This is a genomic window from Streptomyces sp. NPDC000941, assembly GCF_053599555.1.
This window is the reverse complement of record NZ_JBSFMM010000148.1, coordinates 1-21,998: the sequence shown is the minus strand read 5'-3', so window position 1 is coordinate 21,998 and position 21,998 is coordinate 1. Positions and strand designations below refer to the sequence as shown.

Here is a 21,998-nt window from a genome sequence, read left to right as displayed (position 1 = left end):
TCACTGACGCCCGCGAATTCAGCACGGGGGAGACCATGCTCATTTCCATCGTCGTACCCTGCTACAACGAAGAAGCCGTGATCGATCGTTTTCATGAACACCTCACACGAGAACTCAGGGTGATCGACCACGACTGTGAATTCGTTTATGTGGATGATGGCAGCAAGGACCGTACGCTTTCGCTGCTGAAAAAACTGGCCGAAACCGATCCCCGGGTCCGCTACGTTTCCTTCAGCCGCAATTTCGGCAAGGAAGCCGCGATGCTGGCTGGGCTGCGTTATGCCTCCGGCGACGCCGTCGTCATCATGGACGCCGATCTCCAGCACCCCCCGGAACTGGTCAAGCGCATGGTGGAGCTGCATGCCCAGGGCCATGACCAGGTCATCGCCAAGCGCACCCGCGACGGCGACCGGGTCACCCGGGTCCTCACCGCCCGCGCCTACTACCGGCTCATCAACCGCTTCGTCGATGTGGAGCTGGTCGACGGCGTCGGCGACTTCCGGCTGCTGTCCCGGCGCGCGGTGGACGCCGTGCTGGGGCTGACCGAGTACAACCGGTTCTCCAAGGGGCTGTTCGCCTGGGTGGGCTTCCCGAGCGTGACCTTCGAGTACGAGAACGCCGTACGCGAGGAGGGCCGCAGCAAGTGGACCTTCGGCCAGCTGCTCAACTACGGGGCCGACGGGCTGATCTCCTTCAACAACAAGCCACTGCGCGCCGCGGTCTACCTCGGCCTGCTGCTGCTGTCGGTGGCCGCGCTGTACGCGGCGTGGATCGTGGGCAGCGCGGCGGTCAACGGGGTCGACACCCCCGGCTATGTCACCCTGCTCGTCGTCATCACCGCGCTGGCCGGCGTCCAGATGGTCATGGTCGGCGTGATCGGGGAGTACATCGGCCGTATCTACTATGAGGTCAAGCGGCGCCCCCACTTCCTGGTGCAGTCCACCAACGCCGTCCCCGCCGCCACCCCTGCCGCCGCCCCGCTCAAGGACCAGCTGAAGGATTTCGTCCGGTGACTTCTCGTACCAGGCCCGCGCGCCGGGCGATGCTCGGCCAAGCGGTCAGGTTCGGCCTGGTGGGCGTCGTCAACACCGCCACCTACTACGGCATGTACCTGTTGTTCCTGCGCTGGCTGCCCTATCTCGTGGCCCACGTCGCCGCCTTCGCCCTCAGCACCGTCGGCTCGTTCCTGCTCAACTGCTGGTTCACCTACCGCACCCGCCCCACCTGGCGGAAGTTCCTGCTCTTCCCCCTGACCACGGCCGCCAACTTCGTCATCACCACCGGCGGGGTCTACGTCCTCGTCGACCTCCTGCACACCGGGGACCGGGCGGCCCCGCTGATGGCCGCCGCGGTGGCCGTGCCGATCACCTTTGTCCTCTCCCGCACGATCATGCTGGGGCAGGACATCGAGCACGGGAGAGGTATGCCGGTCGGAGAAGAGCCGCGCGTATACGAGATCCGCGTGTACGGCTGCGCGGACAGCGGGGAGGCCATCGCGCTGCAGGGTCCGATCGCCCGCCTGCTGTGCCCGGAGGAATGGCACGACGGGCCGTGCGACGTCCCCTGGGGCTTCACCCTCGACAGCGACCGGCGGGCCGACGGCGACGAGGCCACGGTGCTGGTGCTCGGCGTCTACACCTCCGGTGCGCGGGCGGCGGAGGTGGCCGACCAGGTGCGCGCCGCCATCGGCGAGCGGGGCCCGGTCGAGCTGGGGGAGGGCGACCCCGAGCAGTTCGAGACGCTGGTGGAGCAGTACCGGATCGAGAGCGGGGCCCGCGGGGTCTGAGCGCCTCCGGCCCGGGCCAGTCGGCCGGGTCAGCCGGGTCAGCCGGTCGGGCCCGCGTCGCGTACGAGCAGGGCGGCCTGGACCCGGTTCGAGCAGCCCAACTTGGCCAGCACCCGGCTCACATACGTCTTGATGGTCTTCTCGCTCATATGCAGCTCCCGGCCGATCTCGGCGTTGGACATCCCCTCGGCCACCAGGCGCAGCACCTGCGACTCGCGCTCGGTGAGCGCCGTCAGCCGCTCCGCGGCCTCCCGGCGGCGCCGGGCCGCGACCGGGGTGATCAGGTCCAGCACCGGGCGGGTCACCGCCGGGGACAGATAGGCCTCGCCGCCGTGTGCCGCGCGCACCGCGCGGATCAACTCGTCGGGGGTGCAGTTCTTCAGTACGAACCCCGCCGCGCCGCTTTGCAGCGCCTGGAGCACATTCGGCTCGGCCCCGAACGCCGTCAGCACCACCGCGCGCAGCGCGGGCGCCTGCCGCCGTAGTTCCTCCAGCGCGCTCAGCCCGTCCAGCAGTGGCATGTTGATGTCGAGCAGGGCCACATCCACGCGGTGCGCGACCGCCGCGGCCACGGCCGCCCGGCCGTGCTCCGCCACCGCGACCACCTCGATATCGGGAGCCGACTCCAGTACGGTGCGGATACCTGCCCTGATCAGCGGCTCGTCGTCGGCCACCAGCACCCTGATCACCTCAGCCCACCCCCAGCAGCATGCCGACCGGCAGCACCACGAACATCACGGCGGCGGTGGCGAATCCGAGCGCGACGGTGCGCAGGCCCCCGACCCCGGCGACGCCCTCATCGCCGTCAAGGTCGCGGTCCGAGACGGTGTCGGCGGCGGTGTCCGGGGCGGTCGGCACCATGGCCACCAGCCGGAAACCGCCGTCCGACAGCCGGTGATCCACGAACCCGCCGACCTGCCGCATCCGTTCGTCAAGACCCCGCAGCCCGTGTCCGCCGCCCGCCGCCTCGCTGAACTCCCGCTCCCCGCCCGCGACCGGGTTGACCACGGTGATCAGCAGCGCGTCCGGCTCCCAGGTGACGGACACCGTCACCGGGCGGCCAGGGGCGTGCTTCGCCGCGTTGGTCAGCCCCTCCTCGACCACCCGGTACACCGCCTCCCCGGTCGCCGGGGGCAGCGGGCGGGGCTTCCCGCCGCCGCGCCGCAGTGTCACCGGCACCCCGGCCGCCCGGAACTCCGCCACCACCTCGTCGATCGCCTCCGCCCCGGGCGCCCGGGCGGCCGTCTCGTCCGTCCCCCGTAGCGCCCCGACCAGTTCATGCAGCTCATCCATGGCGCCGCGCGCCGTCCCCGCCAACTGCCGTACGGCCTCCCGCTGCGCCGATGGCAGCTCCGCCACCTCCAGAGCCGCGGCCTGCACCGACACCAGGCTGAGCCGGTGGCCGAGGGAGTCGTGCATGTCCCGGGCGATCCGCAGCCGTTCCCGCAGCCGCTCCCGCTCGGCCAGCAGCTCCCGCTCCCGGCGCAGCCGCCGGTTGCGCCGGCCCAACTCCGCCACCAGCCGCCGATGCTGCGCCAGATACCGGCCGACGAGCAGCGGCAGCGCCACGAACACCACGAAGATCGACACCAGTTGCGGTACGGCGGGCGCGTCCGCCGGCCAGGCCAGGAGCCGTACCGCGAGCCAGCCGAGCACCGCACCCGCCACCTGGGCCGTGTCCCGCCCCATCGGCGCGCGGGATCCGGCCCCGTAGCCGGCCCACAGCAGCAGCACGTACGAGCCTCCGGTCAGCGCGGCCAGCAGCAGGGCCGCCGTGAAGGCCGCCGCCGGGGCCCGTTCGCCCAGCACCACCACACCGGCCACGGCCAGCGCGTACGCCACGGCGGCCCAGGGGAGCGGACCACCGTGGCGCGCGGCCACGAACAGCGCGGTGTCCGCCACGACCACGGCGGCGGCCGGAAGACTTCGGCCCAGGGGCAGCAGGCTCATGGCAGCAGGCTAAGGCCTCGACAGGAGTGTCGACTTTGGTCCCGACGACGGACGACTTTCGACCACAGCGCGGCACCGGCCCCGGTTTCTAGCGTGAGCGGTGTGATCGAAGTGCGCGACCTCAGCAAGAAGTACAGGACCACCACCGCGGTCGACCGGCTGTCCTTCACCGTGCGGCCCGGCCAGGTGACCGGGTTCCTCGGGCCGAACGGGGCGGGAAAGTCCACCACGATGCGGATGATGCTGGACCTCGACCGCCCCACCACGGGCCATGTCCTCATCGACGGCGACCGCTATCGGCGCCTGTCCGATCCGCTGCGCCGGGTCGGGGCGCTGCTGGAGGCCGGGGCGGTGCACGGCGGCCGCAGCGTGTACGACACCCTGCGGTGGCCGGCCCGCAGCAACCGGATCCCCGAGGCGCGGGTGCGCGAGGTGCTGGAGCTGGTCGGTCTTGCGGGCGTGGCCCACCAGCGGGCCAAGGACCTCTCGCTCGGCATGGCCCAGCGGCTCGGCATCGCCGCGGCGCTGCTCGGCGATCCGCCGGTGCTGCTGTTCGACGAGCCGGTCAACGGCCTCGACCCCGAGGGGATCCTGTGGATCCGCAACCTCATGAAGGACCTGGCCGCGGAGGGTCGGACGGTGTTCGTCTCCAGCCATCTGATGAGCGAGATGGCGCTCACCGCGGAACATCTCATCGTCATCGGGCGCGGCAGGCTGCTCGCGGACACCACCGTAGCCGCCTTCATCGAGGCCAACTCCCGCTCCTGTGTGCTGATCCGCACGCCCGAGCCGGATCGGATGCGCGCCGCGCTGGCGGGCGTGGGCGTCCGGGTGGAGCGGGCGGCCGATGGGGCGCTGGAGGCGTACGGGACGCGGGCCGCGGCGGTCGGCGAGCTGGCGGCGGCCCAGGGTCTGACGGTGCACGAGGTGAGCACGCGGCACGCCTCGCTGGAAGAGGCGTTCATGCGGCTCACGGGCGAGGCCGTCGAACACCGGGCGGGAGGTGCGCGGTGACGGACGCGGCCCGTATGCGGGCGGCCTTCGCCGCCGAGTGGATCAAGATCCGTACCGTCCGGTCGACGCTGTGGACCCTGCTGCTGTCCCTCGTCGTCAGCGTCGGCCTTGGCATCCTCGTCGGCCACTCCATGAGCGCGAGCTTCGCCGGGATGGACCGGGAGCGGCAGGAGAACTTCGACCCCGTCGAGGCGGGCTTCCTCGGCCTGACGGTCGGCCAGATCGCTCTCGTCGTGTTCGGTGTGCTGCAGATCGGCGCCGAGTACACCAGCGGCACCATCCGCGGCTCACTTCTCGCGGTGCCCCGCCGGGGGGTGTTCTACGGGGCCAAGGTGGCGGCCACCATGCTGACCGCGCTGGTGTTCTCACTGTTCACCGTCTACATCACCTTCTTCGCGGCGCAGTGGGCGCTCGGCCCGCAGGGCGTGTCCCTCGGCGACCCCGGCGTACTGCGCGCGACCCTCGGCGCCTGGGCGTATCTGACGCTGATGTGCGCGTTCTCGATCGGGGTGGCCACGATGCTGCGCAGTACGGCGCTCACGCTCGGAATCATGATCCCGCTGCTCTTCCTCAACTCGCAGGGGCTCGGCAATGTGCCGAAGATCCGGACGGTCGCGCAGTTCCTGCCCGATCAGGCCGGGGCGGTGATGATGCGGGTGGTCAGGGTGGACGAGTCGTTCATCACGCACCGGGACTTCGGACCGGGGACCGCGCTGGTGATCCTGCTGGCCTGGACGGCGGCGGCGCTCGTCGGGGGCGTCATGGCGCTGTGCCGCCGCGACCCCTGATGCACCGCGGCTCCTGATGCGCGACGGGCAGGTCGTCGCCACGGGCGCGCTCGACGCGCGGGGGCCCGCGCATCCGCCCAACCCCCGCGCCCTTGCCGAGCGTTACCGCTCTGGGCGGACCGCGCAGCTGCGCCGGGTCTACGCACGGCCCGAACACCGGCGGCGGGGGCTCGCCCGGCGGTTGGTGGGCCGGTTGCTGGACTTCGCGGCGGCGGACGGCGGCTATCGCGGGGTCTATCTGCACACCGACCCCGCCGTGCCCGGTGCCGAGGTCTTCTGGCGGTCCCTGGGGGAGGTGGTGTGCGACGAGCGGACGGCGCCCGGCGGCGGGCAGAGCGTCGTGCACTTCGAGGTGCCCATGCGGGCGGGATCTCGCGATGAGGCTAATGGAAATGATAATCATGTAGCCTGTGCGGCGTCCCGCTCGTAAGACCCGCTCGGACATCCCGCTCGCACATCCCGCTCGTAGAACTCGTGGAGAACGAGGACCATGCGCCACGCCCGCCGCCGTCAGCTGGTCTCCGCCCTGCTGCTCGCCCCGCTGCTCTCCGGCTGCTTCGCCGCCGACGACAACTCCTCCCGGTCCGGCTCCGGAGCCGACACCCGGCTGCGCGTCGCGCTCGCCTTCCCGCCCGCCGAGAACTTCTCGCCGTACGGCAGTGACGCCACCCTGCTCAGCCGGCTCGGTGTCACCGAGGGGCTGACCCGGCTGGACGGCAACGGTGCCGCGTCCCCCGCGCTCGCCGAGTCATGGCGTCAGGAGAACGAGCACACCTGGCTGTTCACCCTGCGCGAGGCCCGGTTCCAGGACGGGACCGACCTCACCCCCGCCGCGGCCGCCACCGCCCTCACCCACGCCGCCCAGGCCGATCCGGCCCCCGCCGCGCTCTCCGGGGTGAAGCTCACCGCCGAACCCGCCGGGAAGCGGCAGGTCCGCGTCACCACCGCCGACCCCGATCCCGCGCTGCCGCTGAGGCTCTCCAGCCCGAGCCTGGCCGTGCTGTCCGCCAAGGCGTATCGGGAAGAGGGCGCCGTCGATCCGGCCTCCACCGCCACCGGGCCATTCGTGCTCACCAAGGCCGGCGGCGGCAACCGGGCCACCCTGAACCGCTTCGACGACTACTGGGGCGGCCGGGCCCGGGCCTCCGGCGTCGACGCGCGGTTCATCGCCGACGGCACGGCCCGCACCAACGCGCTGCGCACCGGCGAGGTGGACATCGCCGAAGCGGTTCCGGTCGCCCAGACCTCCTCCCTCGACAAGGGCACCGCCCGCGAACTGGCCACCACCCGCACCACCAGCCTGCTGCTGAACACCCGCTCCGGCCCCTTCAAGGACCCCAAGGTGCGGGCCGCCGCCCGGGCGGCCGTCGACACCTCTGTTCTCGCCAAGGACGTGTACGAGGGCCACGCCGACCGCGGCCAGGGCGTGTTCGGGCCCGCCCTGACCTGGGCGGCCGGCAAGCGCGTGGCGCCGGAGGGGCGGGCGCGCGCCGCGCGCGTCCACGGCACCGCCATCACCCTCGCCACCTACGACAACCGGCCGGAGCTGCCCGAGGTGGCCCAGGTGCTGCAACAGCAGCTGAAGAAGGCCGGATTCGCCGTCGAGGTGGAGGTGCGCGAGTCCTCGCGGATCGAGGGCGACGCGCTCGCCGGCAAGTTCGACGCGTTCGTCGGCGCGCGCAACACCATGCTCGACACCGGCGACCCGGTCTCCGTCCTCGCCAGCGACTTCACCTGCGACGGCAGCTACAACCTGGCGCTGCTGTGCGACAAGCGCGTCGACCGGGCCGTCGCCGAGGCCGAGTCGGCCGCCGAACCCGCGAAGCGCCAGGACGTGACGATGGCGGCGGAGGCCGAGATCCTGCGCACGGACGCGACCGTCCCGCTCGTACACCAGCGGATCGTCCACGGCGTCCGCACCTCGGTCCACGGCGTGCTCCTCGACCCGTACGAGCGCACCCTCATCGGCCCCGGGACCCGGCGCTGAGCGCCATACGCCGCGGCGCCCCGGCGGCGGGAGCGGCGGGAGCGCTGTGGCGCGTCACGGTGGCCGCGGCCCTGCTGTGCGGCATCGGCCTGTTGCCGTGGCTCTCCCGCACCGACCCCGCGCGCACCGTGCTGGAGGCGCGCTCGGCCGAACGCGACCCCGCCCCCGAGGTGCTGGCCGCCGTACGCGATGAACTCGGCCTCGGCGCCGGGCCCCTGCACCTGCTCGGCCAGTGGCTCGGCGGGCTGCCGCGCGGCGACGCCGGCCACTCCTGGATCTCGGGCCAGGCCGTACTGCCCGCCGTCACCACGGCCCTCGGCGCCTCGCTGCTGCTCATGGCCGCGGCCCTGGCCGTCGCCATGGTCACCGCCGCCGCGGTGTGCGCCCGCACCCTGAGGCTGGGTCCTGGCCGGGCGACGCCGGGAGGTGCCCCGGGCCGCGGTGTGGCGGACGCCCCGACAAAGCGGCGAGGCGCGGTGCCAGGCGCCGGGGGCCCGCGGAGGTTCGGGGGCCGGTGGAGGTCGTCCGGACAGCACCTGAGGGCGCGGCCCACCGGCGGCGCGGCGGCGATGCTCGCCGCGCTGCCCGAGTTCCTGACCGCCTCCGTCCTGGCCACCGTGGTCGGGGTGCAACTCGGCTGGCTGCCCGCGCTCGGCTGGTACGGGCCGCGCTGGCTCGTCATGCCCGCGCTGGCCATCGGCCTGCCCACTGGAGCGCTGCTCGGCCGGATGCTCGACGACGCGCTGCCCGGCGCCTTCGCCGAGCCCTGGGCGCGGGCCGCCGCCGCCCGGGGCATCCCGGGCCGGCGCATCGCCCGGCACGCGCTGCGCCGGTGCGTCCCCGGACTGCTGCCCAACTTCGGGCTCTTCGTGGTCGGCCTCACCGGCGGCGCGGTCGCCGTGGAGCAGATCTTCGACATCCCCGGGCTCGGCCGGCTCACCCTGGAAGCCGCCGTCGCCCAGGACCTGCCCGTGCTCCAGGCCGGTACGCTCGCCCTGGTGGCGCTCGCCGCCGCCGTGGGCGGCCTGGCCCGGCTCGCGGGCCGCGCCCTGCTCGGACCCGCGCTGCGCGACGGCGCGCTGGTCACCCTGCACCGGGCCACCACCCCAGAGCCCCGTACGCTCCCCCTGCTCTACGGCGCGCTGCTGCTCGGCGTCATCGCCCTTGGCCTGATCCGCGACCCGCTGGCCCTGGACACCGCCGCCCGGCTGCAACCCCCTTCCTGGGCGCACCCGTTCGGCACCGACGCCCTGGGCCGCGACCTCCTGGCCCGGATCGGCCACGGAGCGCTCACCACCCTCGCTCTCGCGCTCGCGGTCAGCGCCGCCGCGCTGCTCGCCGGAGTGGCGCTCGGGCTGGTGCCACGGGTGTCCCAGGCCCTCGTCGACACCGTCAACGCCGTACCGGCCGTACTCGCCGGACTCCTCGTCACCGGCGTCAGCGGCGGCGGCCCCGCCACGCCCGCGCTCGCCGTGGCCGCGGTCGCCTGGGCCCCGCTGGCCGCGCACACCTCCGCCCTGCTGCGGCAGGAGCTCGCCACCACCCACCTCGCCGCCACCCGCGCGCTCGGCGCCGGGCGGCTGCATGTGCTGCGGCGCGCCCTGCTGCCCGCCGTACTGCCACCGGTGACCCGGCACGCGCTGCTGCGGCTTCCCTCGGTGGCGCTCGCCCTCGCCTCCCTCGGCTTCCTCGGTCTCGGCGCCCAGCCGCCGTCCCCCGAATGGGGCCTGCTGCTGGCCGAGAACCACCCGTACGCCGAACGCGCCCCCTGGGCGGTGCTGGCCCCCGCCGCGATGCTCGCCGTCCTCGGCGCGCTGGCGGTCACCGCGGCCGGCGGGGTGCGGTGGCCCAAGCCGTGGTCGCGGCTGTGGTTGTGGCCGGGCCGCGCTGGTCGGTGCGCCGACCGGGCGCCTTCCGCGCTGCGGTAGCAGGCCCCGCGTCGGCTGCCTCGCCGGGGCGGCGGTCTTCGTCCTCGTCCTGGCCGGACATCTGCGTCAGGAGCCGCGTCGGCCATGTCCGGGATGTGGAAATCCGCTGGGCCCTCCTTGACCGGGTGTACGCGCCACTGATTTGATCGAGGGCATGAAGCGACAGGATCTCACGCGGCGACGCCACGTCGATCTCGCGCGCGTCTCCAGCGCGTCCTGTCCCTGTCGGGCCTGAGCGAGCCCGCCCCACCCTCTCCGCATCCTCCTCGCGCCGCCATTGACGCATCCCGGCCGCGCGTGTTCCGGCTGTGCGTTCTTCCGCGCCGCGATATCACCAGCGTGATCGCGGTGCCGCGCCCGTACGCCTTGATGCCCCGTCAATTCGCTCCCGCGCCCTGACCGGCCGACCGGCCCGACCACCGCATCGCATCACCTCCCCGAAGGGTCCGCCATGGCCACCGTCCTGTCCGTCTCCGGAAGCCCCTCCGCCACCTCCCGTACCGCCCGGCTGCTGCGCCACCTGGACGCGCGGCTGGAGCGCCACGGGCACGAGGTGATACCGCTGGACGTCCGTACGCTCCCGGCCACCGCCCTGCTCGGCGCCGACTTCGCGCATCCGGCCATCGTCCGGGCCACCGCCCTGTTCGCGCGCGCGGACGGCGTCGTCATCGGTACGCCCATCTACAAGGCCGCCTACTCCGGTCTGCTCAAGTCCCTGCTCGACCTGCTTCCGCAGTACGCCCTCGAAGGCAAGACCGTGCTCCCGCTGGCCACCGGCGGCACCACCGCACACGTCCTGGCCATCGACTACGCGCTGCGCCCGGTGCTCAACTCCATGGGCGCCGGACACATCGTCCAGGGCTGGTTCACCCTCGACAAGGACCTCCGGACCGGGCCGGACGGCGCCCTCACCGTCGCCCCCGGCTCCGCCGAAGCCCTCGCCCAGGTCGTCGACCGGTTCTCCCTCGCACTCGGCGGCACCCCGCTGCTCGCCGCCGCCGGCTGACACGCCCGAACGGCTCCGGCGCCCCCACCGTCCGTACCGGCCGCACACCACCTTGAACGGAGTTTCCACGTGAGTCTCGCCTTCCACTGGTTCCTGCCCACCAACGGCGACAGCCGCCATGTCGTCGGCGGCGGCCACGGCTCCCCGGCCACCGTGACCGGCGGCGACCGGCCACCGACCGTCAACTACCTCTCCCAGATCGCCCGTGCCGCCGAGGACCTGGGGTTCGTGGGGGCGCTCACGCCGACCGGCGCCTGGTGCGAGGACGCGTGGCTGACCACGGCCATGGTCAGTCAGCGCACCGAGCGGCTGAAGTTCCTGGTCGCCTTCCGGCCCGGCTTCCTGTCGCCCACCTTCGCCGCGCAAATGGCCTCCACCTACCAGCGGCAGACCGGCGGACGGCTCATGCTCAACGTCGTCACCGGTGGCGAGAGCCGGGAGCAGCGCGCGTACGGCGACTTCCTCGACAAGGACGCCCGGTACGCGCGCACCGGTGAATTCCTCGGCATCGTCCGGGACCTGTGGGACGGCAAGACCGTGGATCTGGCAGGTGAGCATCTGCGGGTGGAGGACGCCAAGCTGGCCCGGCTGCCCGACCCCGTCCCGCAGGTGTACTTCGGCGGCTCCTCACCCGCGGCGGGAGTGGTGGCGGCCCGGCACGCGGATGTCTACCTCACATGGGGTGAGCCGCCCGGCGCGGTGGCGGAGAAGATCGCCTGGGTGCGGGGGCTGGCGGCGAAGGAGGGGCGGAACCTGCGTTTCGGCATCCGGCTGCATGTCATCACCCGGGACACCGCGGAGCAGGCGTGGGCCGAGGCGCGGCGGCTGCTGGACGGCTTCGACGAGGCGACCGTGCGCGCGGTGCAGGAGGGCCTGGGCCACAGCGAGTCGGAGGGGCAGCGGCGGATGCTCGCCCTGCACGGCGGGGGCCGTGACGGCCTGGAGATCCACCCCAACCTGTGGGCCGGTATCGGGCTGGTGCGCGGCGGGGCGGGAACCGCGCTGGTGGGCAGCCACGCCGAGGTCGCCGACCGGATCACCGAGTATCACGCGCTGGGCATCGACGAGTTCATCCTGTCCGGATACCCGCACCTGGAAGAGGCGTACTGGTTCGGCGAGGGCGTGTTGCCGATCCTGCGTGAGCGGGGTCTGTGGAACCACCCCTTCCGTGGCGAGGGGCGGATCGCGGCGTAGCTCCACTTCGCGGTGTCCCGCCACCGCGATCAGGAGCGCTCCCGGGGTCTGACCCACCCTGCCACGCTTGCATGAGAACCATCGTTCTCGTAGAGTCCTCAGTAGAGGCGAGAACGATGGTTCTCTCCCGTGAGGAGCTGATATGTCCGAGGAATCACGTCCCCCATTTCCTCCCTTCACCAGGGAATCCGCCATCGAGAAGGTCCGCGCCGCCGAGGACGGCTGGAACAGCCGCGACCCCGAGAAGGTCGCCCTCGCCTACTCGGTGGACTCCCGCTGGAGGAATCGCGCGGAGTTCGTCAACGGCCGCGACGAGATCGTCGCCTTCCTCGCCCGTAAGTGGCGCAGGGAGCTGGACTACCGGCTGATCAAGGAGTTGTGGGCGTTCGACGGCAACCGCATCGCCGTGCGCTTCGCCTACGAGTGCCACGACGACTCGGGCAACTGGTACCGGTCGTACGGCAACGAGAACTGGGAGTTCGACGAGAACGGGCTGATGACGCACCGCTACGCCTGCATCAACGACCTGCCGATCAAGGAGTCGGAGCGGGTGTTCCACTGGCCGCTGGGGCGCCGCCCGGACGACCACCCGGACCTGAGTGACCTCGGCCTTTGACAGCCTTGGCGTGCGCTCGACGTGCTGGGTGGCCACCGACTAGGCTCGGGGGTGCGGCATCGCGTGTCGGTCACCGGCTGGGTGAGACATGGAGGTGCCGGGACATGCCTTGTGGAGGCATTCCAACATGTCAGTCGAGTTGAATCACACCATCGTGCACTCCCGGGACAAGCGGGAGTCCGCCGAGTTCCTGGCGAACATCCTGGATCTTGAGGTCGGTGCCGAATGGGGCCCGTTCATCCCCGTGGGCACCAGTAACGGGGTCACCCTGGACTTCGCCACGATCCCGGCCGAGTCCATCACCACGCAGCACTACGCCTTCCTCATCTCCGACGAGGAGTTCGACGCGGCCTTCGGGCGGATCAAGCAGGCGGGGATCACCTACTACGCCGATCCGCATGGGAAGCAGCCGGGTGAGATCAACCATCACCACGGCGGGCGCGGCCTGTACTTCCACGATCCGGCCGGCCACGGCATGGAGATCATCACCCGCCCCTACGACAACCCCGAACAGGGCTGATCGTCGGCATCGTGAGTGACGCCACCGGCCGGGGCGGCGCCCCGGCCGGTGGCGTCAACGTGTTCACCGCGCCGCACCCACGGTCTCTGCGGTCTCCTCGGTGAGGCAGGCATACGCCCGCAGCCGGTCCGGGTGTTCCCGCTCCGCGCCGACCCGCAGGGCCGCGTACGGCCCGGACAGCCCGGCGAGACGCGGCATCTGACGGATGACCAGGGTGTCCCCGGGGGCGATCAGGCCGTCCAGGACCGCCTCGACGAGCAGATGGTTGAGGTGCACCAGGCAGTCCGCCACGGTGATGCCGGCCGTGGCCACGTACAGCTCGCGCCGCACCGGCGGCCGGTGGCGGGGGCCGATGGCCTCCGGGATCCGGACCGGTGTGTCGGGGCGGGGTGGCAGGCCGCGGGAGCCGTCGAAGAGCTTGAGCAGTCTGCGCAGCCCGGCGGAGGCGCCCGCCGGGGCCGGTCCCGTCCACGCGGCCGAGCCGTCCTCGGCGATGTGGTCGAACCGGACCCGGTCGCCGAGGTTGTCCGGGTTACCGGCCAGGAAGATCGTACGGGAGAACGAACCCCGCCACGCCGCCAGCCGCTCCGGTGCCAGACCGATGGCGAACTCGCAGGTGGCGCGCGCCCATTCGGCGAGCTCGAAACGGCGTACGACGGACACGGCGAGCAGCCCGTCGGTGTCCGCGAACTCCTGGATCCGGGCGTGCACCTCCGACAGGGCGGTGGCGGTGGACAGGTCCACCTCCTCGGCCAGATCGGGGCGGGCGACCCGGATACGCCGCACGGCCTCGGCCCGCAGCAGGTCCTGGGAGAGCTTCACAGGAACACCGCCGGCAGTAACTCGTGGACCGGGGCCGGGCGGTGTTTGGCCAGCAGCCCGGAGGTCAGACGGTACGGGTCGATGTACGTGTGGTCGCCGCGTTGCCGCTCGAGGAAGCCGGTCAGCCCGGTTTCGGCCGCCGCGTCGGCCGGGGCCTCGTACGACGCCAGCATCCGCTCGGCGCGCACCACGCACTGGCGCAGCAGGTCCGGGCGGAACGACTGCCGGTCGCCCGGCCCGAGCGTGGCGATGAAGTACAGCCGCATGCCGAGCCGCAGCGCAGGTCCGTCGTGGTCGGCGCCCAGGGCCTCGAGCAGCGCGCCCGCCGAGTGGCCGCGCCAGTCGCCGTGGCGCGCGGACCGGATCTGGCCGTCGATCGGCACCCGCCCCACCGGCACCCGCCGCACCACCGGGCCGAGCTCCGACAGCACTCGCTGCAGCAGCTGGTAGTCGGGCTCCAGCTCGCGGTCGTAGAGCAGCACCACCTCGTCGTAGCCGGGGACGAGCGGGACCAGCTCGCGCAGCGCGCACGCCAGGTAGTTGGGCCGCCCCTGCGCCGTGGCGATCTGCCGCAGTGGCAGCCCGTACCGGGTGGCGTCCAGGTACACCGGCCCGCCGTATTCGCGCATGTCCAGGCAAAGACCCAGCGGCACCAGGCGGTCGAGCACCTCGTCGAGGGTCATCCCGGGCGGCTGGTGTGCGGTGAGGCCGGGGTCGTGCATCCCCAGCCGCGCGTACTGCGCCGACCACAGCTCCAGGACCCGGGCGCTGGACGGATGCACCCAGCCGTGGTGCTCGATCGCGTCGAGGTACGGCCGCAGCGCGGACACCGGGGCCTGGCGGCCGTCGGCGCGGTAGCCGACGTACAGCTCGCCGATCTCCTCCTCGGACAGTTGGGAGTAGTCGGTGTCACCGAGCGTGTGGTCCAGATACTCCCAGAAGCCGAGGGTCTGGTCGGTGGGGTGGAACGTGGTGGGGCTGTAGCGGTAGGTGACATCGGCCAGCCGCGCGGTGGCGCGGTACATCACATCGACCCAGAAGAGCCCCTTGAGATGGCTGGGGGTCAGCGGTTTGCCGGGGGTGACGGTGACCGGTGCGAGCAGCACCCGGGGCCGGCCGTGGCGGGGCGCGGCCGGGGCGTCGGCACCACCGGGCAGTGGCGCCGGGCCGTCGGGGCCACCGGGGAGCGGCGCCGGGGCGTACGAGCGCCCGGGGTCACCGCGGTTGCCGCGGAGCAGCGGTATCGGTTCCACGGTCCCCGTCATGCGGTGCGGCTTCCGTGGACCAGGAACACCCTCTCGGCGCCCTCGGCCGTGCGCGGTGGCACGGGGTCCCGCCACCGGCCGTAGTGGGCCGACTCCTCCCCGGGCTGCACCGCCTCGACGGCGAAGCCGTGCCGCCCGAACAGCGCCTCGGGCTGGTCCGTGCCGAACACCCACGGGCAGCCCCAGTCGGCGAACACCTTCAGCAGGCCACGCATGTTCGGCGCGGTCAGCGCCACGTCGTTGACCACGTCCGCGCCGATCCGGCTGCCGGGCGCGGTCACCGCGGCGACCCGCCGCAGCAGCTCCTCGACCTGGTCTTGCGTGAAGTAGTACAGCAGGCCTTCGAAGAGCCAGGTCGAGGGCAGACCGGGGTCGTAGCCGGCCTCCAGCAGAGCGTCCTCCCAGCCGGGGGCGAGCAGATCGGCGGGGACCGGGCGGCGGTCCGCGCCGGGCGTCTCGGCGGCGAGCAGCTTCTCCTTGACCTCCAGGACGGACGGCCGGTCGATCTCGAAGAAGCGGACGTGGTCCGGCCACTCCAGCCGGTAGGCGCGCGAGTCCATGCCCGCCGGGGCCAGCACGATCTGGGTCATCGACGGGTCGGCGGCCGCGCTTCGCAGCCAGTCGTCGAAGAACCGGGTGCGGATGGGGTTGAAGTCGAAAGTGCTCGGCACCGTGCGCGGGACCTCGCCGTCAGGGAAGGTCGCCGATCGGATCTCGGCCAGCAGCTCGGGGCCCGCGTCGCCGACGAGCGTTTGCGCGTACGGGTCGTGGTAGAGCCGGTCGTCCCTGCGGCTCTCCCCGGCCCGGAGCGCGGCGGTGAGCAGACAGGTGCGCTCGATGGCGTCGAGTTGCGTCATGATCGATCTCCTTGCCGGGCGGCCGCGCCGGTGAGCTGCCGCCAGTTCTCCGGGTCCTGTCGGAAAAGCCGGTCCTTGACCTGAGTGGGCCGCACCCCGCGGCCGACCGATTCCTGCCACTCCTCCAGGAAGGCGTCGCGGTCGAGCCGGATCAGCTCGGCGGGGCCGAGCCGGCCGGCGTCGCGGGCCGCACGGTAGTCGGCCGACTCTCGGGTGAGCTCGGTGTCGAGCGCCGCGGTGAGCCGCCGTGTCTCGTCAGTGCTCCACGCCGATTCGCCGGCCAGGGCGAACACATAGCGGGGCGGCCGGCCGTCGGGGGTCTCCACATGGCATGCGGCGTTGCGCACGGCGAGGCCGGCGCCGCCCAGTGCGGACTGCAGGGCCCGTACGACCTGTGCGTCGCGCAGCCGCTCCCCGGCCACGTCGGAGCGGTTCTTGCGGCCCGCGTACGACACCCGCGGCACACCGTCCACCAGATCGACCACGCGGACCACATCGCCGCCCGCGTAGCGGTACAGGCCGCCGACATGGCTGTAGATCGCGTGGTACTCCCGGCCCGGCTCCAGCTCGTGCGGCGCGAGCGTTTCCACATCGGGGCCCAGGTCGCGGTCGGCGTCCACGAACTCGTACACGGAGGCCGTGACGACCAGGCTGCCCGCCGTCGGGTGCCGGTCGAGCGCCACGCCGACCGGGCCCTCGGAGGCCGCCACGGGCGCCGGCAGGGCCGTCACCGAGGGGCCGAACTCCTCGCGGAGCCGGGGCAGATAGAGCGAGGCGAGGCCGGTGGTCCAGCAGAACAGCAGCCGCATGTTCGGCCAGATGTGGGCGGGCCGTACGGTGCCGAAGTACGCGGCCAGTCGCTCCAGTTCGGCGGCGCGCCCCGGGTTGGGGGAGCGGAACGGATGGCCGCCGAGCGTGCCGTCGCGGACGTCCTTGACGATCCGCGGCCACCACAGCCTCAGCTGGTACGGGACCGCGGCGACCATCGCCGGATTGATTCCGATGACACAGCGGACATCGCTTTCGACGGCCATGCGCAGCCGCAGATACATCTTCTCCACGTGGTCGTCCGGCGCCACCGGCACCGGCAGGGTGGCCCAGGGGGCCGCGGTGCCGGGCTCGGCCGACAGATGCTCGCCGAACATCTTCCCGAAGTCCACCTGGCTGGCGCCGACATGGGGGCGTCCGGAGGCGGTGGTGGCGGGCGCGACGACGGGGTCGTGCTTGAGGTTGAGCACCGCGTCCGGCCGGGTGAGGACGTCCGGGAAGTGTTCGGCCATCGGGGCCCAGGCGGCGTAGTAGAAGGGGAAGAAGGTGGTGTGCATGAAGCGCGGGGTGACCGGGATCTTCTTATGCGCTCCGGTGCTGCCGCTGCTGGTGAAGAACACCGCGGGCTGGTCGGCGGTCAGGACGTTCGGCTCGCCCTCGGCCATGCGCTCGATCCACGGCGAGAGCGCCGAGTAGTCCTGGACCGGAACCGCCTTGCGGAGGTCGTCCAGGGTGCGCAGCCGGTCGAAGCCGTGGGCCTTGCCGTAGGCCGTTCCCGCGTTGAACGTCAGCAGGTCGGTGAGGACTTCGCGCTGCCGCGCCGCCGGGTCCGAGAACGCCCGCCGCAGCCGTTTCCGCTCCTCGAACACGCGGGCCCGGTAGCTGTCGAGCCGGCCCCCGGCGGCCGGGGGCTCGGTGTTCTGCGGCCCGGTGTTCGGGACCTCCGCGGCCTGGGGCTCAGCGGTCTTCATCTGACAACACCTTTCGTATGGCCTGAGCGGTCTGGGCGATATCGCCCTGCGCCCGGATCACCGTGACCGGCAGATGGCTGATCTCGTCGAGCATCAGGCGCCGCAGTTTGGTCTGGTAGGCCGCGAAACCCTTGGGGTCGGGGCGGTCGCCGTAGTACTCCAGCCGGTTGGTGTCCGCGCCGTTGCCGGAGCGGCGCCAGGCCGTGGCGGTGGACACGTCCAGGAACACCACGCGCCGCGGCTGCGGAAAGGAACGCCACCACGTGAACATCGGATTGTCCCGCAGCCCGGCGAGCCGGCACTTGGCCAGGATCTTGTAGTAGTACGAGTCCACGAGCGTGGGTGACGACGGGTCGCTCGCCTCGATGCGGTCGCGCAGATGCACCACGGCCGTCTGGAGCAGACTGGCCGTGAACTCCGGCGAGTAGTCCGTCCCCAGGGACGGCAGCACATCCACCGCCACATCCCTGCGCAACCGGCCGATCAGCGCGTGGGCGGGCTGAAGAAAACGTTCGTCCGTGGAGATGAGCCGCCAGGCCGGGGACGAGCTGGCGAACTCGGACATCACCGAGGACTTTCCGGCGTAGTCCGGCCCCAGGAGGACGGAGAAACCGGGATGGGTCGTCCGCACGATCGGCACTCCTTACGTAGTTCCGGTGCTCGCCACCGCGGTCCGGGCCGCGGTGGCGGTCCGCCGATCGGCTGCCGGGGGTGCCGTCCCGGCTGGGTGGGGAAAGTCAACATCGCCGGGATAGACGGTTGATCAGGAGAAATTGGGATGCGAGCGGGTGTTCGGAAGTCGTGGGCCGGAAAGCGGAGCGGCGGCCACCAGATCGGTGTTGACGTCGAATAACATGCCACACGCCCGGGCCCGCTGGACGAAAGTTGATGTCCATATCCTGGTCCGCCGCTCGGCGGGGGCGGGCGGAAGGCCGGAAGACCGGACTTTTCCCCGGACTTTTCTTGCCATGCAGAACACTGCGGTCCGTGGGCCACGGCGACTAGAGTGATCGACGAGCGTCGGGGGACAAGGCTCGGAGGCGAAGGAATGCGGGGGACGGCCTTTTCGCGCGCGTGCGCGGAGCGGCAGTGGGCACGGCCGGCGGTCTTTCTCATGGTCTACGCGACGGCGGCCGCGCGGCTGGGGGAGCCGGCGGAGGTGACCGCGCGCCAGTTCCACCGGTGGCGGCAGCCCGGGCCGCCCTGCCCGCAGCCCTCCGCACAGCGTGTCCTGGAGGAGATGTTCGGCACCCCGCTGCACCACCTCGGCTTCGACCTGCCAGAACACCGCCGACGGGACACGGCGGCACCCCCGGTGGCCGCGGCCGAGCCGCCCCCGGCCGCCCTGCGGTTCGCGGTCCTGGGGCCGGTGCGGGTGCGGCGCGGCGACGAGACACTGGCCGCGGGGCGGCCACAGGAGCGCGCCCTGCTGTGTGCGCTGCTGATGCGCCGCGGCCACACGGCCACCGCGCGGGAACTGATGGACGCGGTGTGGGGCGGCAAACCACCGCGCCGCGCACTCGCCACCCTGCGCACGTACGCCTTCCAACTGCGCAAGACCCTCGGCCCCCGCGCCCTCGTCTCCGACTCCGGCGGATACGCGCTGCACATGCCGCCCGAGGCGCTGGACCTGGTGATGTGCGAGGGCTACGAGGCGCAGGCCAGGATCGCGCGGGCCGCGGGCGAACTGCCGCGCGCCCGGACACTGCTCCGCAAGGCCCTGGACCTGTGGGACGGCGAACCGCTCGGCGGTGTCCCCGGGCCCTACGCCCAGGCACAGCGCGCCCGCCTGACGGAGTGGCGGCTCACCCTGTTACAGACCCGCCTGGAACTCGATCTGGAACTGGGTCACCACACCGCGGCCATCGCGGAGCTCACCGCGCTGTCCGTCGAATACCCGCTGCGTGAGCGGTTGCGCGCGCTCCAGATGCTCGCGCTGTACCGCGGCGGCCGACAGGCCGAAGCGCTGCGGGTGTACACCGACACCCGCCACCTGCTCGCCGAAGAGCTCGGCGTCGACCCCGGCCCTGAGCTGACCGAGCTCTACCAGAACGTCCTGTGCGCCTCCCCGGCCCTCGCCCGCCCCACGGCCCCGCGACGGCGCCCGCCCGCCAAGGACACCGTCCCGTACGCCGCACCGCGCCCCGCACCGCTCCCCGCGCAGCTCCCTGCCGAATCAGCCGACTTCACCGGACGGGCCGCTTTCGTACACCGGCTGGCCGAGCAACTGCCACGCGCCCAGAGCGCGGTGATGCCCGTCCTCGCCGTCCGCGGGCTCGGCGGAGTGGGCAAGACCGCGCTGGCGTTACGCGTCGCCCATACGGTCCGCGGCCACTTCCCCGACGGACAGCTCTACGCCGATCTGCTGGGCCACGGCCCCGGCCCCGCCCGGCCCGGAGCCGTCCTCGCCGCGTTTCTGCGCGCCTTGGGCATCCCCGCCGCCGCCGTCCCCGAAGGGACACCCGAACGGGCCGCGCTCTACCGGTCCACCCTCGCCGGCCGCCGGGTGCTGGTCCTGCTCGACAACGCCCACGACGGACCCCAGATCCGCCCCCTGCTCCCCGGCACCCCCGGCTGCGCCGCCCTGGTCACCAGCCGCGCCCGGCTGGCCGACCTCGACGGCGCCCGCCCGCTGGACCTCGACGTCATGACCCCGGAGGAAGCCCTCACCCTGTTCACCCGCGCCATCGGCGAGGAGCGCGCCGGGGCCGAACCCGTCGCGTGCCGCGAGACCGTCGCCGCCTGCGGCTTCCTCCCGCTGGCCATCCGTATCGCCGCGGCCCGCCTGTCCGCCCGCCCCGCCTGGACCGTCGCCGCCCTGGCCGCCCGGCTGGCAGACGAGCGCGGCCGGCTGGACGAGCTGCGGATCGGCGACCTCACCGTGGCCTCCTGCTTCGCCTCCGCGTACCGCCGACTCCGACCCGACCAAGCACGCGCCTTCCGCTTGCTGGCGCTCGCGGACGGCCCCGACCTGTCCCTGCCCGTGGCCGCCGCGCTGCTCGGCCGCGACCGGCGCGACCCGGACGTCGAACCCCTGCTGGATTCCCTCGTCGACAGCGGCCTCCTGGAGTCACCCGCTCCTGGCCACTACCGCTACCACGCCCTGATCCGGCTCTACGCCCGCCGCCGCGCCGACACAGAGGTGGCGGGGGGAGATCAGTTCCGCACCGCCACCCCCTTGAAGAACGTGTAGTGAAACGTCCCGCCGTCGTCCGCCGCCCGGTGCTGCGCTGCCCGCCATGCGTTCAGTCGGTCCACCGGCCACAGCGGGGTGCGCCCGAGCTAGAGCGGGGTGGGGAAGTCGGCGTGACCGCTGTTGAGGTTGTAGACGTGCTGGACGGTCACCTTGAGCCGTGTCGCCACCCGCCGGGCACTACGTGCGTACACGCGTACGGGACGTCGCGGGTGTTGGTGAATGTGTGCGCGGTTCGTGTGTGCGTGCGAGGTGTTCTCTAGGTTGGTCTGGAGCCGTGGTGATGCCGAGGGGGTGACGGTTGTGCAGGCTGCCGGGACGGCGGGGAAGTTCCGGGGGAAGAACAAGTCCCCAAGGTGGACAAGGCCCGACGACGGGATGGTGTCGGTGATGGTGCTGCCGCTCGCCGTCACCGACACGGGCGACCTGGACCGGCTGAACAAGCTGCTCGGCGCGATGTGGAACATCAAGCGGGCTGTCCAGCGCGACGCCCGCGCCAAGGTGGACGCCTACTGGGCCGCGTACCACGAGCGCGACCGCGACGGGGCGAGGGCGGTACGGCAGCGCCTCGGCCTCAGCCGTGAGGCGCTGGAGCGCTGCGCCTACCGGCATCTGGAGGACTCGGGGCATCTCAAGCACCACGCCTCGAAGGCTCTGGCGATGCACATGGCCGACGAGGTGTGGAACGGCGTGCAGCGGCACCTGTTTCCCGACGCTACCGGACACCGCTTCGGTCGGCCGAAGACGGGCCGCTGGTACGACTTCACCCGTATCCCCGGCCGTGCCCGCTCCCATACCACCGCCAACAAGTGGGAGACCTTCCGCCTCGTCGGCACTCTCCACGGCCACGCCATGGCCTACACCGACGGCAGGCAGCACGAGGTGCAGCAGCCGCGCCGGATGCCGAAGCCCACCGCCCCATCCGGCACCGTGCCCACGGGGAAGGTGAGCGCCTCGGGCAAGCCGGGGATGCGTAAGGCCACCTGGTGGGACCACACCGGCCCGCTCGCTGTCGTCTTCGCGGGCGGCCCCGACAGCAACGCCGGGGACCTCGTACTGCCCGTGCGTATCCCGCAGGGGCCCGGGCAGTGGGCGCGGGTGGAACACTTCCTCGCAGGCCCCGGCCACTGGCACAAGGTGGACCTGGTCCGCCGCCGCAAGCCGGGTACGCCGGGCGGCTGGGCCTATGAGGCGCACCTGATGATCCTCGGCCCCGGCTACACCGCCCCGGCCGTACGCCAGATGCGGCAGCGGGCCGCCGCCCTGGACCGGATCGGCGGGGTGGACGGCAACGTCTCCAACCTCTCGATCGTCTCCTTCCCCGCCGGCCCGG

Annotated in this window: 17 protein-coding genes and 4 pseudogenes; 14 read left to right on the top strand and 7 right to left on the bottom strand. The window is 72.5% G+C overall.

What is annotated here, in order from left to right:
• Positions 1-35 precede the first annotated feature (35 nt).
• Together ACWDSL_RS35935 and ACWDSL_RS35930 are read left to right on the top strand one after the other, a co-directional pair.
• Entirely contained in the window at positions 36-1,013 is a 978-nt protein-coding gene (locus ACWDSL_RS35935) for a glycosyltransferase family 2 protein (protein WP_450492143.1), read from the top strand.
• A gap of 29 nt (positions 1,014-1,042) precedes the next feature.
• A pseudogene (locus ACWDSL_RS35930) lies at positions 1,043-1,405 on the top strand (GtrA family protein); the annotation flags it as partial.
• A gap of 419 nt (positions 1,406-1,824) precedes the next feature.
• On the opposite strand, the gene ACWDSL_RS35925 reads toward ACWDSL_RS35930, so the two are convergent.
• Positions 1,825-2,475, bottom strand: a complete 651-nt coding sequence (locus tag ACWDSL_RS35925) for a response regulator (RefSeq protein WP_450492139.1) — start codon at positions 2,473-2,475, stop codon at positions 1,825-1,827.
• A 1-nt stretch (position 2,476) separates the two neighbouring features.
• Complete coding sequence (locus ACWDSL_RS35920) at positions 2,477-3,736, bottom strand: sensor histidine kinase (protein ID WP_450492138.1); 1,260 nt, start codon at positions 3,734-3,736, stop codon at positions 2,477-2,479.
• A gap of 102 nt (positions 3,737-3,838) precedes the next feature.
• On the opposite strand from ACWDSL_RS35920, the gene ACWDSL_RS35915 reads away from it, so the two are divergent.
• From ACWDSL_RS35915 to ACWDSL_RS35870, 10 genes and pseudogenes are all read left to right on the top strand, one after another.
• Positions 3,839-4,750, top strand: a complete 912-nt coding sequence (locus ACWDSL_RS35915) for an ABC transporter ATP-binding protein (RefSeq protein WP_450492137.1) — start codon at positions 3,839-3,841, stop codon at positions 4,748-4,750.
• Positions 4,747-5,538: an ABC transporter permease gene (locus ACWDSL_RS35910; protein ID WP_450492136.1), complete on the top strand. Its 792-nt coding sequence runs from the start codon at positions 4,747-4,749 to the stop codon at positions 5,536-5,538. Before ACWDSL_RS35915 ends, ACWDSL_RS35910 begins: the two co-directional genes overlap by 4 nt.
• A gap of 22 nt (positions 5,539-5,560) precedes the next feature.
• A pseudogene (locus ACWDSL_RS35905) lies at positions 5,561-5,968 on the top strand (GNAT family N-acetyltransferase); the annotation flags it as partial.
• Between the two features lie 60 nt (positions 5,969-6,028).
• A complete protein-coding gene (locus ACWDSL_RS35900; RefSeq protein WP_450492135.1) occupies positions 6,029-7,525 on the top strand; it encodes an ABC transporter substrate-binding protein in 1,497 nt (498 codons plus the stop codon).
• A gap of 59 nt (positions 7,526-7,584) precedes the next feature.
• Positions 7,585-9,453: an ABC transporter permease subunit gene (locus ACWDSL_RS35895; protein WP_450492134.1), complete on the top strand. Its 1,869-nt coding sequence runs from the start codon at positions 7,585-7,587 to the stop codon at positions 9,451-9,453.
• Positions 9,454-9,607: 154 nt separating this feature from the next.
• Positions 9,608-9,688 carry a putative leader peptide gene (locus ACWDSL_RS35890; RefSeq protein WP_353594285.1) on the top strand — a complete coding sequence of 27 codons (81 nt, stop codon included), beginning with the start codon at positions 9,608-9,610 and terminating at the stop codon, positions 9,686-9,688.
• 216 nt (positions 9,689-9,904) lie between these two features.
• Positions 9,905-10,459 carry an NADPH-dependent FMN reductase gene (gene ssuE, locus ACWDSL_RS35885; protein WP_450492133.1) on the top strand — a complete coding sequence of 185 codons (555 nt, stop codon included), beginning with the start codon at positions 9,905-9,907 and terminating at the stop codon, positions 10,457-10,459.
• Positions 10,460-10,528: 69 nt separating this feature from the next.
• Complete coding sequence (locus tag ACWDSL_RS35880; RefSeq protein WP_450492132.1) at positions 10,529-11,653, top strand: LLM class flavin-dependent oxidoreductase; 1,125 nt, start codon at positions 10,529-10,531, stop codon at positions 11,651-11,653.
• A gap of 142 nt (positions 11,654-11,795) precedes the next feature.
• Positions 11,796-12,269: a nuclear transport factor 2 family protein gene (locus ACWDSL_RS35875; protein ID WP_450492131.1), complete on the top strand. Its 474-nt coding sequence runs from the start codon at positions 11,796-11,798 to the stop codon at positions 12,267-12,269.
• A 127-nt stretch (positions 12,270-12,396) separates the two neighbouring features.
• Entirely contained in the window at positions 12,397-12,789 is a 393-nt protein-coding gene (locus ACWDSL_RS35870; RefSeq protein WP_385621823.1) for a VOC family protein, read from the top strand.
• A 63-nt stretch (positions 12,790-12,852) separates the two neighbouring features.
• On the opposite strand, the gene ACWDSL_RS35865 is transcribed toward ACWDSL_RS35870, so the two are convergent.
• From ACWDSL_RS35865 to ACWDSL_RS35845, 5 genes are read right to left on the bottom strand one after another with little or no spacing between them, the layout of a single operon-like run.
• Positions 12,853-13,611: a DUF6182 family protein gene (locus ACWDSL_RS35865; RefSeq protein WP_450492130.1), complete on the bottom strand. Its 759-nt coding sequence runs from the start codon at positions 13,609-13,611 to the stop codon at positions 12,853-12,855.
• Complete coding sequence (locus tag ACWDSL_RS35860) at positions 13,608-14,876, bottom strand: hypothetical protein (protein WP_450492129.1); 1,269 nt, start codon at positions 14,874-14,876, stop codon at positions 13,608-13,610. Before ACWDSL_RS35860 ends, ACWDSL_RS35865 begins: the two co-directional genes overlap by 4 nt.
• Positions 14,873-15,733: an SAM-dependent methyltransferase gene (locus ACWDSL_RS35855; RefSeq protein WP_450492128.1), complete on the bottom strand. Its 861-nt coding sequence runs from the start codon at positions 15,731-15,733 to the stop codon at positions 14,873-14,875. The genes ACWDSL_RS35860 and ACWDSL_RS35855 overlap by 4 nt, the downstream gene beginning before the upstream one ends.
• Positions 15,730-17,472, bottom strand: a complete 1,743-nt coding sequence (locus ACWDSL_RS35850; protein WP_450492127.1) for a GH3 auxin-responsive promoter family protein — start codon at positions 17,470-17,472, stop codon at positions 15,730-15,732. The genes ACWDSL_RS35855 and ACWDSL_RS35850 overlap by 4 nt, the downstream gene beginning before the upstream one ends.
• Positions 17,459-18,103: a hypothetical protein gene (locus tag ACWDSL_RS35845; protein ID WP_450492126.1), complete on the bottom strand. Its 645-nt coding sequence runs from the start codon at positions 18,101-18,103 to the stop codon at positions 17,459-17,461. Before ACWDSL_RS35845 ends, ACWDSL_RS35850 begins: the two co-directional genes overlap by 14 nt.
• A 609-nt stretch (positions 18,104-18,712) precedes the next feature.
• On the opposite strand from ACWDSL_RS35845, the pseudogene ACWDSL_RS35840 reads away from it, so the two are divergent.
• Positions 18,713-20,614: pseudogene (locus ACWDSL_RS35840) on the top strand (BTAD domain-containing putative transcriptional regulator); the annotation flags it as partial.
• A gap of 345 nt (positions 20,615-20,959) precedes the next feature.
• Positions 20,960-21,998 (top strand): annotated as a pseudogene (locus tag ACWDSL_RS35835) (transposase); the annotation flags it as partial.